Source organism: Bradyrhizobium macuxiense (genome assembly GCF_001542415.1).
Classification (GTDB): domain Bacteria; phylum Pseudomonadota; class Alphaproteobacteria; order Rhizobiales; family Xanthobacteraceae; genus Bradyrhizobium; species Bradyrhizobium macuxiense.
This window is the reverse complement of sequence record NZ_LNCU01000098.1, coordinates 101,808-115,801: the sequence shown is the minus strand read 5'-3', so window position 1 is coordinate 115,801 and position 13,994 is coordinate 101,808. Positions and strand designations below refer to the sequence as shown.

At 60.9% G+C, this 13,994-nt stretch carries 14 protein-coding genes and 1 pseudogene; 10 read left to right on the top strand and 5 right to left on the bottom strand.

Annotation, left to right across the window (positions count from 1 at the left end):
- Positions 1 to 199: 199 nt before the first annotated feature.
- The 7 genes from xoxF5 to AS156_RS29650 all read left to right on the top strand — a co-directional run bounded on the left by xoxF5 (position 200) and on the right by AS156_RS29650 (position 7,716).
- The gene (gene xoxF5, locus AS156_RS29680) at positions 200 to 2,002 is read left to right on the top strand and encodes a lanthanide-dependent methanol dehydrogenase XoxF5 (RefSeq protein WP_066512210.1); all 1,803 of its coding nucleotides are present in this window, start codon (positions 200 to 202) and stop codon (positions 2,000 to 2,002) included.
- 107 nt (positions 2,003 to 2,109) lie between these two features.
- Positions 2,110 to 2,607: a c-type cytochrome, methanol metabolism-related gene (locus AS156_RS29675; RefSeq protein ID WP_066512371.1), complete on the top strand. Its 498-nt coding sequence runs from the start codon at positions 2,110 to 2,112 to the stop codon at positions 2,605 to 2,607.
- A 47-nt stretch (positions 2,608 to 2,654) separates the two neighbouring features.
- Positions 2,655 to 3,764, top strand: a complete 1,110-nt coding sequence (locus AS156_RS29670) for an S-(hydroxymethyl)glutathione dehydrogenase/class III alcohol dehydrogenase (protein ID WP_066512207.1) — start codon at positions 2,655 to 2,657, stop codon at positions 3,762 to 3,764.
- Between the two features lie 33 nt (positions 3,765 to 3,797).
- The gene (gene gfa, locus AS156_RS29665) at positions 3,798 to 4,361 is read left to right on the top strand and encodes an S-(hydroxymethyl)glutathione synthase (RefSeq protein WP_066512201.1); all 564 of its coding nucleotides are present in this window, start codon (positions 3,798 to 3,800) and stop codon (positions 4,359 to 4,361) included.
- A gap of 213 nt (positions 4,362 to 4,574) precedes the next feature.
- Positions 4,575 to 5,513 carry a hypothetical protein gene (locus tag AS156_RS29660; protein WP_136626494.1) on the top strand — a complete coding sequence of 313 codons (939 nt, stop codon included), beginning with the start codon at positions 4,575 to 4,577 and terminating at the stop codon, positions 5,511 to 5,513.
- 76 nt (positions 5,514 to 5,589) lie between these two features.
- Positions 5,590 to 6,732: an epoxide hydrolase family protein gene (locus AS156_RS29655; RefSeq protein ID WP_066512192.1), complete on the top strand. Its 1,143-nt coding sequence runs from the start codon at positions 5,590 to 5,592 to the stop codon at positions 6,730 to 6,732.
- Positions 6,733 to 7,083: 351 nt separating this feature from the next.
- A complete protein-coding gene (locus AS156_RS29650; protein WP_066512190.1) occupies positions 7,084 to 7,716 on the top strand; it encodes an invasion associated locus B family protein in 633 nt (210 codons plus the stop codon).
- Positions 7,717 to 7,824: 108 nt separating this feature from the next.
- Here the strand turns inward: AS156_RS29650 and AS156_RS29645 are convergent, their stop codons facing one another.
- Complete coding sequence (locus AS156_RS29645) at positions 7,825 to 8,343, bottom strand: YybH family protein (protein WP_245313130.1); 519 nt, start codon at positions 8,341 to 8,343, stop codon at positions 7,825 to 7,827.
- A 274-nt stretch (positions 8,344 to 8,617) separates the two neighbouring features.
- On the opposite strand from AS156_RS29645, the gene AS156_RS29640 reads away from it, so the two are divergent.
- Complete coding sequence (locus AS156_RS29640; protein WP_066512183.1) at positions 8,618 to 9,844, top strand: ABC transporter substrate-binding protein; 1,227 nt, start codon at positions 8,618 to 8,620, stop codon at positions 9,842 to 9,844.
- A 187-nt stretch (positions 9,845 to 10,031) separates the two neighbouring features.
- Here AS156_RS29640 and AS156_RS29635 read toward each other — a convergent pair whose 3' ends face one another.
- Positions 10,032 to 10,970, bottom strand: a complete 939-nt coding sequence (locus AS156_RS29635; protein ID WP_066512180.1) for a LysR family transcriptional regulator — start codon at positions 10,968 to 10,970, stop codon at positions 10,032 to 10,034.
- Between AS156_RS29635 and AS156_RS29630 the strand changes: the two genes are divergently transcribed.
- Together AS156_RS29630 and AS156_RS41320 are read left to right on the top strand one after the other, a co-directional pair.
- On the top strand, positions 10,878 to 12,197 hold the full coding sequence (locus AS156_RS29630; protein ID WP_082747803.1) for an LLM class flavin-dependent oxidoreductase: 1,320 nt from the start codon (positions 10,878 to 10,880) through the stop codon (positions 12,195 to 12,197). The two genes, AS156_RS29635 and AS156_RS29630, sit on opposite strands and share 93 nt — an antisense overlap.
- 109 nt (positions 12,198 to 12,306) lie before the next feature.
- Positions 12,307 to 12,566: pseudogene (locus tag AS156_RS41320) on the top strand (IS701 family transposase); the annotation flags it as partial.
- Here AS156_RS41320 and AS156_RS45105 read toward each other — a convergent pair.
- From AS156_RS45105 to AS156_RS45100, 3 genes are read right to left on the bottom strand one after another with little or no spacing between them, the layout of a single operon-like run.
- Complete coding sequence (locus tag AS156_RS45105; protein WP_283807951.1) at positions 12,515 to 13,063, bottom strand: DUF2130 domain-containing protein; 549 nt, start codon at positions 13,061 to 13,063, stop codon at positions 12,515 to 12,517. The pseudogene AS156_RS41320 and the gene AS156_RS45105 overlap by 52 nt on opposite strands.
- Positions 13,005 to 13,328: a DUF2130 domain-containing protein gene (locus AS156_RS45675; RefSeq protein WP_283807950.1), complete on the bottom strand. Its 324-nt coding sequence runs from the start codon at positions 13,326 to 13,328 to the stop codon at positions 13,005 to 13,007. The genes AS156_RS45105 and AS156_RS45675 overlap by 59 nt, the downstream gene beginning before the upstream one ends.
- Complete coding sequence (locus tag AS156_RS45100) at positions 13,309 to 13,914, bottom strand: hypothetical protein (protein ID WP_245313129.1); 606 nt, start codon at positions 13,912 to 13,914, stop codon at positions 13,309 to 13,311. The genes AS156_RS45675 and AS156_RS45100 overlap by 20 nt, the downstream gene beginning before the upstream one ends.
- Between the last annotated feature and the right edge of the window lie 80 nt (positions 13,915 to 13,994).

The following is a 13,994-nucleotide window of genomic DNA, read 5'->3' as shown; positions in this document are numbered from 1 at the left end:
CTGTGCAGCATAACGCAGCCTCCCAGACGAATTCAGGCCGGACCGGAAAATTTTAGCGGAGTTTCGCTGTCGAACAAACACCTCTTCGCTCTTGGGCAAGTCGTCGCATGCCGATCGGGGTACGGCTAAGGAACCAAAATGGAAGAAGTGGGCCGTTTCAACGGAAACCCTGAGCTCTTGAAACTGGGAGGAATCCACGATGCGCAAGGTACTTTACGCGACAGGTGTTGGGGCAATGGCGATGATCGCCGCCGGGGCTGCCAATGCCAACGAAGAACTCAGCAAGATGTCGAAGAACCCGAAGGACTGGGTAATGCCAGCCGGGGACTACGCCAACACCCGCTATTCGAAGCTGAATCAAATTAACGCATCAAACGTAGGAAAGTTGCAGGTCGCCTGGACGTTTTCGACCGGCGTGCTGCGTGGCCACGAAGGCGGCCCGCTGATCATCGGCAACACGATGTACGTGCACACGCCGTTCCCGAACAAGGTCTACGCTCTTGACCTTTCCCAGGACAGCAAGATCATCTGGAGCTACGAGCCCAAGCAGGATCCGAACGTGATCCCGGTGATGTGCTGCGACACGGTGAACCGTGGCCTCGCCTATGCGGATGGCAAGATCTTCCTGCATCAGGCAGACGACACGCTGGTCGCGCTCGACTCCAAGACCGGCAAGGTGGCGTGGTCGGTGAAGAACGGCGATCCGAAGAAGGGGCAGACCGGCACGTCGGCGCCTCTGGTCGTCAAGGACAAGGTGCTGGTCGGCACCTCCGGCGGCGAATTCGGCGTTCAGTGCAGCATGACGGCCTACGACGTCAAGGACGGCAAGCAGGTCTGGAAGGCCTACTCGGAAGGGCCGGATGACCAGCTACTGTTTAACGACAAGACCACGTCGCTCGGCAAGCCGGTTGGCAAGGATTCGAGTCTCAAGACCTGGCAAGGCGATCAGTGGAAGATCGGCGGCGGCTGCACCTGGGGCTGGATCGCCTACGACCCCGAGCTCGATATGGTCTATTACGGTTCGGGCAACCCCTCGACCTGGAATCCCAAGCAGCGTCCGGGCGACAACAAGTGGTCGATGACCATCTTCGCGCGCAATCCGGATACCGGCATGGCCAAATGGGTCTACCAGATGACGCCGCACGATGAGTGGGACTATGACGGCGTCAACGAGATGATCCTCACCGACGAGAAGATCGGCGGCAAGGATCGCAAGCTGCTGACCCATTTCGATCGTAACGGCCTTGCCTACACACTCGATCGTACCGACGGCGAACTGCTGGTCGCCGAAAAGTATGATCCGAAGGTGAACTGGACCTCCGGCGTCGACATGGACAAGAACTCGCCGACCTATGGCCGTCCGAAGGTTCTTGACGCGGCCTCGACCGAGAAGGGCGGCGAGGATCACAACACCAAGGGCATCTGCCCGGCCGCGCTCGGTACCAAGGACGAACAGCCGGCAGCCTATTCGCCCGAGACGCAGCTGTTCTACGTGCCGACCAACCACGTCTGCATGGACTACGAGCCGTTCAAGGTGAGCTACACCGCAGGTCAGCCTTATGTCGGCGCGACGCTGTCGATGTATCCGCCCCCCGGCGACAAGAATATGGGTAACTTCATCGCCTGGGACGCCAAGACCGGCAAGATCGTCTGGTCGGATCCGGAGCAGTTCTCGGTGTGGTCGGGTGCGCTCGCCACTGCCGGCAACGTGGTGTTCTACGGCACGCTGGAAGGCTACCTGAAGGCTGTCGACGCCAAGACGGGCAAGGAGCTCTACAAGTTCAAGACTCCGTCCGGCATCATCGGCAACGTCACGACCTATGAACATGGTGGCAAGCAGTACATCGCCGTGCTCTCGGGTGTCGGTGGTTGGGCAGGTATCGGCCTCGCGGCCGGCCTGACTGATCCGACGGCCGGTCTCGGTGCGGTCGGCGGTTATGCCGCGTTGAGCAACTACACCTCGCTCGGCGGAACGCTCACCGTGTTCTCGCTGCCGCAGTGAGCTGACCAACCTCGTTCCGGCGCATGGGTCGACCTCCATGCGCCGGTCCGTCTTCAATCGCACGCGAGGATAAGCTTTTGCGACAGATCTGGTTTGTGATTGCTGCGATGTCAGTCGTGGCGATGGGAGGAGTTGCTTCCGCTGAAGACGTCGGCGATCCGACCGCCGTCAAGTCCGAGGACGGAAAGTATCTCGACAAGGATGGAAACCCGACTTTCAAGGTGCAGGCCGACGGTACCGTGGACTGGTACACCTATTCCGGATTCCGTCGCTATCATTCGGAGTGCCATGTCTGCCACGGTCCCGATGGCATGGGATCGACTTATGCTCCTGCGCTGGCGAATTCGCTGAAGACGATGAGCTACGCCGACTTCCTCGGCACGGTTGCGAGCGGACGCAAGAACGTCAATACCGCGCAGGAAAACGTGATGCCGGCGTTCGGCGATAACCCGAACGTTGCCTGCTACATGGACGACCTCTATGTGTACCTACGCGCCCGCGCCAACAACGCGATCCCGCGAGGCCGGCCGGCCAAGCACGAAGACAAGTCGGACGCCTATACGAAGGCGGAAGACGCCTGCATGGGCAACAACGACAAGAAATGAGCGTGGCCGGCGCCTGACAACCCTATGAGTGTTTTGGAGAGACTAAAATGAAAACGCGCGCCGCAGTCGCATTCCAGGCAAAGAAGCCGCTTGAGATTGTCGAACTTGATCTGGAAGGACCCAAGGCCGGCGAGGTCCTGGTCGAGATCAAGGCGACGGGCATCTGTCACACCGACGCCTACACGCTCGATGGATTCGACAGCGAAGGCATCTTTCCTTCGATCCTCGGGCACGAGGGCGCAGGCATCGTTCGCGAGGTCGGGGCCGGCGTGACGTCGGTCAAGCCGGGCGATCATGTGATCCCGCTCTACACGCCCGAATGCCGCCAGTGCAAAAGCTGCCTGAGCCAGAAGACCAACCTCTGCACGGCGATTCGCGCCACGCAGGGCAAGGGCGTGATGCCTGACGGCACCTCGCGCTTCAAGTACAAGGGCGAGACGGTCTTCCACTACATGGGCTGCTCGACGTTCTCGAACTTCACCGTGCTGCCTGAAATCGCGGTCGCCAAGATCCGCGAGGACGCGCCGTTCGACAAGAGCTGCTACATCGGCTGCGGCGTCACTACCGGCGTCGGCGCGGTCGTCAACACCGCCAAGGTGACGCCGGGCTCCAACGTCGTCGTGTTCGGCCTCGGCGGCATCGGCCTCAATGTCATCCAGGGCGCCAAGATGGTCGGTGCCGACAAGATCATCGGCGTCGACATCAATGATGCGAAGGACAATTGGGGCCGCCAGTTCGGCATGACGCACTTCGTCAACCCGACGAAGGTGAGCGGCGACATCGTGCAGCACCTGGTGGGGCTGACCGATGGCGGCGCCGACTACACATTCGACTGCACCGGCAACACCAATGTGATGCGCCAGGCGCTGGAAGCCTGCCATCGCGGTTGGGGCGTCTCGGTGGTGATCGGCGTCGCTGAGTCCGGCAAGGAAATCGCAACCCGCCCGTTCCAGCTCGTCACCGGCCGCGTCTGGAAGGGCACCGCCTTCGGCGGCGCGCGCGGCCGCACCGACGTGCCGAAGATCGTCGACTGGTACATGAACGGAAAGATCCAGATCGATCCGATGATCACCCACGTGCTGAAGCTCGAAGAGATCAACAAGGGCTTCGACCTGATGCACGAGGGCAAATCGATCCGCTCGGTCGTCGTGTTCTGAAATCAAAACACCAAGCACTAGGAGGATAGACCAATGACTGTTCATATCCACCCATCGGTCGATAACGGCGTCAAACAGGGGTCAGGCCATTTCGCCGGCGGGACCTTGATCTGCAAATGCAAGGACAAGCCGGTCAAGGTCGCCATCAAGGGCGACGTGGCCCACAATCATGCCTGTGGCTGCACCAAGTGCTGGAAGCCCGACGGGGCGACCTTCTCGGTGGTCGCGGTGGTGCCGCGGGAGAACGTCACCGTGCTCGAGAACGGCGACAAGCTCAAGATCGTCGACACCGCGGCGGTGATCCAGCGTTACGCCTGCACGGGCTGCGGCACCCATATGTACGGCCGGATCGAGAACAAGGGCCATCCGTTCTACGGTCTCGATTTCATCCATCCCGAGCTGTTCCAGGAATCCGGCTCTGCCGCTCCCGGATTTGCGGCATTCGTCTCGTCGGTGATCGAGTCCGGCGTCAAGCCGACGGATATGGCCGGGATCAGGTCGCGCCTGAAGGAGCTCGGGCTCGAGCCTTATGACTGCCTGTCGCCGCCATTGATGGATGCGATCGCCACCCACGTGGCCAAGGCCAAGGCAGCCTGACCGGTCCGGCTCGACCAAACCCGTGTCGGCGGCGGCTGCCGCCGGCAAGGGTGAAGGTTTCCGGGTGACGTGGACGCCGGTCTCCGCGCGCAGGCGCGTCAAGCAAGAATCTTGAGCCTTGGTCCTGAAGTCAACCGGGACCGAGGCTCCAGTACCCCCGTGACCTTTGAACCTTGCATGCCCTGCGGGCGACCACAGGGCATGCATTTGTTCATGCGCCTTTCCCTTTGCCTCGCCCCGATCCTGGTCCTGTCGCACGCCAATGCCGCGTCGCCGGAGGACCGCTACATCGCCGCGCGTGACGCCGCGATCGCCAAATTCGCCAAACAGATGGACGCTGGGCAGACTGGTGATGCCGTCGACAAGGCCGAAGCGGCTGCACGGGCAGATCTCAAGGTCCAGCTAACAACGATCCTGTCCGAGTCTGCGCGTGCGGGCTTCGGGCCGGCTCAGCTCAATCTCGACACTCTCTATAAGGGTGACGAGGGGTTCGGCATGCTGGACGCCCTGCGCTTCGATGCCGATACCGGCAAGGGCGGCGCAAAGGCCGGACAAGGTGCCGACGGCAGCTATGTCGAGCCGAAGGCCCACGTCATCGTCACCACCGAAACCCTGTTCACTCGTTGGCTGCAAGGGCACAAGGATTGGTGGGACAAAGGCTCCAAAAACGTGCCGCAGCAGTTCGATGCGGCGCTGAAGTTCGAGGGCCTCTACACCCAGGCGATCTCGACCGATGCGGCGGTGATCAATTTCAACGAGCTGCCGATCGCCAGGCCCACGGCGGCCACGTCGACCTACGCCTTCCTGGCCGGCCGCACCCAGGACGATACCCCCGATCGGGCCGACGAGGTGTTCGCGGTCGCGCTTGCCAACGGCAAGGTCTATATCGCCTATGGCGGCATCGAGCCGGCCGTGCAGGTGCCTGCCTGTAGCGCGATCCGCGCTGGCTACATCAAGCGGGCTGACGAGGCGGAAGAGAAGCTGCGCCGCAAGCAGATCGACAAGAAGGCCTACGACAAGCTCGGCAATCTGCGGGAGCAGGGCGAGGCGGCCTTCAGGCGATGCTTCACGGAGCGCGCGCCGCAGCAGCCGGCTTTTGCCGAGGCGACCAGGCAGGCCCAGGCGCTGCTGGAGACGGCTCTCGGCAAATAGCGGCGTGCGGCGGTTTGATCGGCCGACGGCCCGATCCTATGTTTCACGGCAGGTCTTGTGCCCCCGGGGAAACGCCATGAACGATGCCATCAGCCCATTTCGCATTTCCGTTAGCGACGATTTGCTCGACGATCTCCGCGCCCGGCTGCGCCGCACGCGATGGCCCGAAGCCGAGCTGGTCGACGACTGGAGCCAGGGCGCGCCCCTGAAATGGATCAAGGACGTCTGCCGCTATTGGGCCGAGGACTATGATTGGCGCCAGCGCGAGGCAAGGCTCAATCGCTTCAGCCAGTTCACGACCGCGATCGACGGGCTCGACATTCATTTCATCCATGTCCGCTCGCCTCATCCGAACGCGAAGCCGCTGATCATCACTCATGGCTGGCCGGGATCGGTGGTCGAATTCCACAAGGTGATCGAACCGCTGACCGACCCGACTGCGCATGGCGGGAACGCGGCCGATGCGTTCCACGTGGTATGCCCGTCGCTGCCGGGCTTCGGCTTCTCCGCCAAGCCGACCGCGACCGGCTGGGGCGTCGATCGCATCGCCAAGGCCTGGGCCGTGCTGATGCAGCGGCTCGGCTACACGAGCTATTTCGCGCAAGGCGGCGATTGGGGCTCGGCGGTCACGACCGCGATCGGCGGGCAGGACGCCGCGCATTGCGCCGGCATCCACATCACGCTCGCGATGTCGACGCGACCCAATGTCGAGGGGCAGCCGACGCCGGAGGAGACACGGGCGCTCAACGGCATCAAATACTATGTCGACTGGGATTCCGGATATTCCAAGCAGCAATCCACCCGGCCGCAGACGCTGGGTTACGGTCTGACGGATTCGCCCAGCGGGCAGGCGGCCTGGATCCTGGAGAAGTTCTGGGCCTGGACCGATTGCGATGGGCATCCCGAGAACATCCTGAGCCGCGACGAGCTGCTCGACAACGTCATGCTGTACTGGGTCCCCGCGACAGCTGCGTCGTCGGCGCGGCTCTACTGGGAGAGTTTTGGCGCGAACAAGCGTACCCTGCACAAGGTGACGGTGCCGACCGGCGTCGCCGTCTTTCCCAAGGAGATCGTGACGCCGGTCCGCAAATGGATGGAAGCGAGCTTCCCCAACATCCAGCACTGGAAGGAGATGCCGAAGGGCGGGCATTTCTCCGCATTCGAGCAGCCCGAGCTGTTCGTCCGCGAAACGCGCGAGTTCTTCGGGATGCTGTGCTAGCCGCGCAGAGCCGAGCGCAACGATACCCATCCTTTTCGGCTCGGACGCGAGCCGGGGATGTTGCGGCGTGCCACCCATCCTGCGGATTATCCTGCATCAAGTGATGCAGCGGTGACCGACGCGTCGCCGGTCACCGCTGCAACTATCGCCCGCGCCTGTTCGCCGCTTTGGCTTCCTGCGCCGCTCCCCAAAGATACCTGCCACAAAACGCAACAATCGCGATAACCACGGTGGCGGCGATCAGCTCTTGCATGTCCCGGACTCTCCAAGTAAGTGTGTCTCCAATGCGTGGGAAGTTTACCCACGTAAAGTGCAAAATTGGATTAGAGACCTGAAAGGCAGGGTGGGGTCATGGTTAAGGCCAACGCGGCAGAGAAGCGCCTTCGCGCGATTGTCGCTCTCGTTTTCATCGCCAGTAGCGGTTCAGCGGACGCCGCGCGAACTGCCGATACCTCCAACATGCAGCAAACCGGCGGCGGCGCCCCGATCGGCGCGCGGAGCCAGCCTCCTACGGCTGACGGCACGGTCCGTGCTTTCCAGCTTCCCAAGGGCGCATCCGCGATCAGCGAGACTTACGGCGATTGGATCGTCAAATGTGTGGTCGACAACGGTGCGAGGCTCTGCACCCTCAGTCAGTCGCAGGTCTCCAAGGAGACCAACCTGCAGGTCTTCGCCATCGAGCTGCTTTCCAGGGACGGAAAAACCGAAGGCAACATGCTGATGCCGTTCGGGCTGAAGCTCGAAGCGGGGGCGGTTCTCAAGCTCGATAACAGGGATCTGGAGCAGGTGCGTTTCTCGACCTGTACCGCGCAAGGCTGTCTGCTTCCACTGTTCTTTCCCACCGCCGTGACGGACACGCTGGGCCGCTCCAAGGTCCTCACTGTTGCCGCGCAGAACCTCAACACCGGGCAGGCCGTCGTCTTCAACATACCCCTCAACGGCTTCGCCGCAGCCCTTGAGCGCACCATTCAACTCGGAAGCTGACGTTCCGTAAGGGCGGTACGAAAGCGATCGCGCTTACAGCGCGCGCGAATTTCGCCAGCATGAAGAGAAGCCGCCGATCGGCGGCTTCTCTCTGTCGAGCTCGCGACGCTAGTCCTTTGGAGGAGGCGCCTTTGGGAACGCCGAGAGCATCCGGATTTTCAATCCCTCGCCGTCACGGACGTAAACCGCAGTCCAACGACCGACGATATTGATGGGTTCGCCGCTCTGGTTCTTGCCGCTGAGATGGTATTCGCCGACGCCAAGCGCGGCATCAGCTCCCAACGGGGAGACCTGATCGATGGTGACGTCGCTGTGATCGCATCCGGTCTTGAAGATGCCCTTGTAGATCTCTGCAATATCCGTGTGAGATCCCGTCGGATTGACGACCATGCCATCGGCGGTGTACCGCGCGGCTATCCCTGCAGGATCATGCTTGTTGAAGCTGTCGACATAGGCTGCGGCAACCTTCTCGACCTCCTGTTTCAGATTTGCATCGTCAGCCTTCGCTGGGATCGAGAATACTGACACCAAGAGACACGAGACAAAGGAAATGACATAGGAAATTCGCATTGCGTCCTCCAAAATTGATTGTGTTGAAATAGGCTGCGGCGTCGTGAGCCGCCGCAATCGACCATATCACCGCCGATCCGATGGATGCCAGCCGGGTGTGCCGATGCTGGCAGCGTCTAGCGACGTGCCACGCTGCTCTATGGGGTTATCTCTCATCCAAGTCAGTCTGATTGACCTATCGCGCGAGTTGGCCGCGCGAAAGCGAGTGTGAAGTGTCGGATTGCATCGACTTTGTTCGATGGCCGGTATTCAATACAGGACAGGCGGCCCGGAAGAGGCCGCTCAATGCCAGACACAACATTCATAGTTTATTTCATTTGGGAGAAACGAAATGCTTTTCGTCGCTCGACGACTGGCGGCGCTTTCGACCGCCATTGCTTTCCTCGCGATCTGCCAAGACGGCGCATTCGCGCAGAAGAAATACGATACCGGTGTCACCGACACAGAGATCAAGATCGGCAACATCATGCCCTATAGCGGCCCTGCATCCGCCTGGAGCATGGTCGGCAAGGCCGAAGCGGCTTATTTTAGGAGGCTGAACGCCGAGGGCGGCATCAACGGGAGAAAGATAAAATTCATCAGCTATGACGACGGCTACAGCCCGCCAAAGACTGTCGAGCAGGCGCGCAAGCTGGTCGAAAGCGACGAGGTTCTCCTCATCTTCAGCTCGCTCGGTACTCCGACGAACTCGGCGATACACAAATACATGAACAGCAAGAAAGTGCCGCAGCTGTTCGTCGCGACCGGCGCGACCAAGTGGGACGATGCTGCAGAATTCCCATGGACCATGGGCTGGATCCCGAGCTACCAGAGCGAAGCTCAAATCTACGCCAAGTACATTCTGAAGAGCATTCCGAGCCCCCGGATTGCGGTGCTTTATCAGAACGACGACCTGGGGAAGGACTATCTCAAGGGCCTGAAGGACGGTCTCGGCAGCATGGCTCAGTCGATGATCGTGGTCGAGGAGAGCTACGAGGTCGCCGATCCCACGGTGGACGCCCATGTCGTCAAGATGAAGTCTCTCAATGCCAACGTCTTCGTTGACATCACCGGACCGAAATTCGCGGCGCAAGCGATCCGAAAGGCAGCCGAAATCGGCTGGAAGCCGGTGCACCTCCTCGCGAGCGTCAGCAGTTCGACCGGTGCGGTGATCCAGCCGGCCGGCGTCGAGAATGCGCAAGGGATTATCTCAGTCGCCTATTTGATGGACCCGTTGGATCCGCAGTGGAGAGACGACCCGAACATGAAGGCGTTCGACCAGTTTCTCGAAAGAGATTTTCCCGAAGGAAATCGAGCCGACGGCATGGTGTCGAACGGGTACAATCTCGCCCGGACGCTCGTTCAGGTCCTCAAGCAGTGCGGCGACAATCTCACGCGAGAAAACGTGATGCGGCAAGCGGCGAGCCTGAAAGACTTCAGAAGCGGTACGCTGCTGCCCGGCATAACCATCAACACCAGCCGGTCCGACTTTGCGCCGCTGAAGCAGATGCAACTGCGAAGGTTCGATGGTGCCAAATGGGAGTTGTTCGGCCCCGTCATCAGCGGTGCAAGGAGCTGAGGCGGGCAGGCACAGCGTAAAGCATCTACGCGCTTGACAGGGATGACATCCCTTTCCAAGCTGGCATGCGGTTGAGCCTCACGACTGCGCCGGACGCGCAGTCCCTGATGTGACGATGTTTGGCTCACTAAGTCGTCCCGGCGAACCGTGCCCTTTCCAAGTCCACAGCGGGGCTGATGCACCGCCGCTACCCGAACCTCATTCGCGCAGCCGGTGTCCGGTCAATTTCGGACGCAACATCGGAGATCGTCTCGCGCATCCACACCAGCGCGGGATCCGCGTGAAATGACGCCGGCCACTGCAGCATCTCCCGAAATGCCGGAATACGGACAGGGGCGTGCAGCAGCTTCAACGGAAAGCTCCGGGCAAAGATGACGGCAAGGCGCTTGTGCACCGTTGCCACACGGTCCGTTCCGATGACCGAAGCAACCATCGTGGTGAAATTCGGCGCAATGACCTCTATGCGGCGCTTGTAACCCGATCTGGCCAGTGCCTTCTCCTCGAAGGACGGCCTGCGGATGGGACCGAACTGAGCCGTGACGTGGCCAAGTTGAAGATAGCGGCCAAGCGATATCGAGCGTCCGATCTTGCGACTGCCGGTCCAGGCGATGCAGCAGAACTCGTCCGCGAACAGATGTTGCCTGGGGTGATCGTCGACGGCATTGACGTCGGGCATGATGATGAAGTCCACTTCGCCGCGCTCGAGCTGGTCATCCACCCGGTCGTTGAAGGGAAGAAGCTCCAGCGAGATCCCGGGTGCCTCCCGGTACACGCGCTTCATCACCGGATGCATCAACACGATGCTCGCATAGTCCGAAACGACGATCCGAAAGCGCCGTTGGGAGTTCGCCGGCTCGAATCCGGGAGCCGAGATCAGATTGGCTCGAACGCGCAGCAATATGTCGCGCGTCGGTCGTTCGAGCGACCGGGCCAGTGGGGTCGGCACCAGCTTTCTCCGCGACATCGTGAAGATGTCGTCGTTGAAGTACTGCCGCAGCCTGCCGATGGCGGCGCTCATCGCCGGCTGACTGAGATGAAGGCGCTGACTGGCCCGCACGACGCTGCCTTCTTCCAGGATGGCATCGAGCGCGACCAGCAGATTCAAGTCCAGGCCTTCGAACCGCATTGGCTGATATCCAATCTATCTATCCCAGGGGTCATTATAATCAATTCTTCAAATTCGAGGACCGGGTGTAGCGAGAGGACTGCGGCACAGGTGCTCGAGCTCAATCGGGCCGCCGAGCAAAATCATTTGCTCTGGGAGGAGCCCTTGATCAAGCCCTGGATCTTCGAATTCATGCAGGCCCCCAACCTCGGTGCAGGGGAGGTGCGGCAAGACCTGGCGTCTGCCGTGTTCGACGAAGCCTTCGGGTTCTGGCTGGAAGCCGAAAGGATGGGGTTCGAGGGGATATTCTTCAGCGAACATCACTTCGGTCTGTCGTACAGCCCGTCTCCGAACCTGTTGATCGCTGCCGTATCCCGCCGCACGACGCGACTGCGCCTAGGAACCATGGGGATGGTGGTGCCGCTCTACGCGCCCTGGCGCATCGTCGAAGAGCTCGCGATGCTGGACCATCTGACGAACGGGCGTCTCGAGATTGGCTTTGCGGCCGGCGTGCCGCAGGAGTTGCTGCGTGTCGGTCTGAGCATGGAGGAGGCGCGCGAACGCTTCAACGAGAGCCTGGAGATTCTCGATGCGGCGCTCGTTCGTCCCGTCGTCAACCATAAAGGAAAGTACTGGAAGTTCGAAAACCTGACCCTGATGCCGAACGTGTTCCTGCAGCCTTCGCCGCCCAAATGGACGACGGTTGTAAGTACCGGATCGGCGCAGAGGTCGGCCCAGCGGCGCTCCAAGATCTGTACGGGATTCGAGTCGGTCGGTCGAATAACCGAAATCTTCGATGTGTATCGCAACGAATCCGCGGAATTGGGCGTCGCGGTCGGACCCGATCAGCTCGCAATCCGGCGCAATGTCTGCATTTCACACGACGAAGCCGAGGCGCGCGAGGCGTCGCGGGCCGAGAAGGCTGCGACCCTGAAGGTGGTTGCAGGTGATCCGAGGGTCGTCGCAAACTCCTCGCCGTTGCTCGATGCGCCGAGGGCCGGAAGCGGCTTCTCGCTGCATGATGACGACTACATCGCCGGCACGCCGGCGCAGGTCATCGAGCAGATCATCGATCAATGCCGCAGGTGCGGCGCGGGCCATTTCCTGGCGATGCTGGGGAGAGGCGCGACGGCAAATCGCCGCCAAACGCAGACGCTGTTCGGCGAAGAGGTGATACCGCAATTGCGGCGGGCGCTGGTTGACAGACCGGATCGATCGGCACGGACCTGCGACAAATCACCCCGGTAGGGCAAAATTCCGCTTCGCGTTTGACCCAACTCAGCGGTCTAATACGCGCGTCTCACCCGATTGAGGGGCGTGTCGCGATCGTCACGAGTGTTGCGGTGGGATGCGGTGTGGCCGCCCCCGCAAGCGGAGCATTCCCGACGTTCTATCGATTGCGGCCGAAGACATGCTTGCTTGGGCGGTTGGCATTCCGCGTCATCTGTCCGCGTGCGCACAGCGGACGGACCTCCGCAACGGATATGGGATAAGGGCCAGCAGCATCTTCCAGGGGAGGAAGCCTGGCTCATCGGCGAGCACCGCGCGTCGGGAGAGAAGAAATACTATCTTGCGAACCTGCCAGCCGGGATGGACCTGCGCAGTTTGGCCGCCACCAGCGTGTCGGCGTCGCTTTTGATTTCATAGTCATGCAGGTAGCCGTTGACGACAGCGATATCTACGCGGCAGGTGCCATGGCGCAGGCCGAGTTCGTCGAGCACCAACGTATCCGCGTCGCCGTGACGCTCTTTCAGCACCTTGCGGTGCAGAGCTTGCCTGACGTCACGATCTCGGTAGTGGTAAACTTGCTCGATCTTGCTCTGCTGACCCTGCTGAACGAGACGTGAGCTGCTCACATCGATTAGACCCTGGCGGAGCGCCACGGCGACTGGCAATGCGCAACGCGGATGAGCCACCCATACACCGTCGACCAAGTCAAATTGCTCGATATGCTTTGGTAGCGCATGTGAGATGATCAGTGCGATATCGGCACCGGAACGACGCTGATCGTCGCGCAATTTAGCGAGCCACCCGTCACTCCATGCCTTGGCGCGCTTAGTTTCCCAGCTTAGTTTCCCAGAGGATGATGCCGGCAGATTGGCCGATAGCACCATTTACCTGCTGAATTACGTCCGCCCCGAGCTCACCTTTTCCAACGGGCTCAATCGAATCCGCCGGAAAACGTCCGCACAGAAGCTCTTCGAGCTCGAGCACTTCCCCTTGGGATTGCTGTGATCCATGCTCGGCCTTGCGCTTGAGCTTCTGGATCGTTCGGGACATCGACTCGATGGTCTGGTCCTTCTCGGCAACGCGCAAACGCGCTGTTTCGTCGGCTTCCTGCCTGGCCTTGATCTGGATTTCACTGATTGAAGCCTGCACGCGCCTCTCTATTGTCAGGTCGAGTTTGCGCTTTTCCTCTTCGAGTGCGCGCTGCGGTCGCATCAGTTCGGCCTGCTGCTTTTGCGCCTCGGCAAGCTTTGCGTTGTTGGTAAGCAGGTTCGCTCGCAGCTCCGCGGCTTCCGCGTCCCTTCGCCTGCAGCTCTGCTGCGGCCGTCTCTCGCGCCTTCTTGCTTTCGGTCGCGACCAGTTGGGCACGTTTGGCGGTCAATCGCTTCGCAACGTGGTTCTCGATTTGCTCGCGGTCCTTAGCGACCTGCTCGCGTTCCAGCCGCAGTGCCTCGGTCTTACGCTCCATCTCTGCATCTTTGCTGGCCAGCTGCTGTTGAAAGCGCTGACGGGTTTCAGCGAGGAGGGGAGCAGCCAACGACTCCGTCAGCCGGATCTCGTGATTGCAGTTGGGGCAATGCAGGGTTGCCTCATGCGAAGCGCCGGTTGCTTTGAAACTCATGAACTCCCCATCATCGTTGCAGCCGGATTCAACATGATCTGTGCGCGATTGCGATGTCGCTCGGCTTAATGTCCACATGCGCGTCGTCGATTTTGATGTGACCGGCGGGTTTTCCACCGACGCATCGATCTGCCCGAACGCCTGCGCGAGCAGCCCCAGGAGGGTAGCCTGCTATAGAACAAAAGAGAAACAAAACG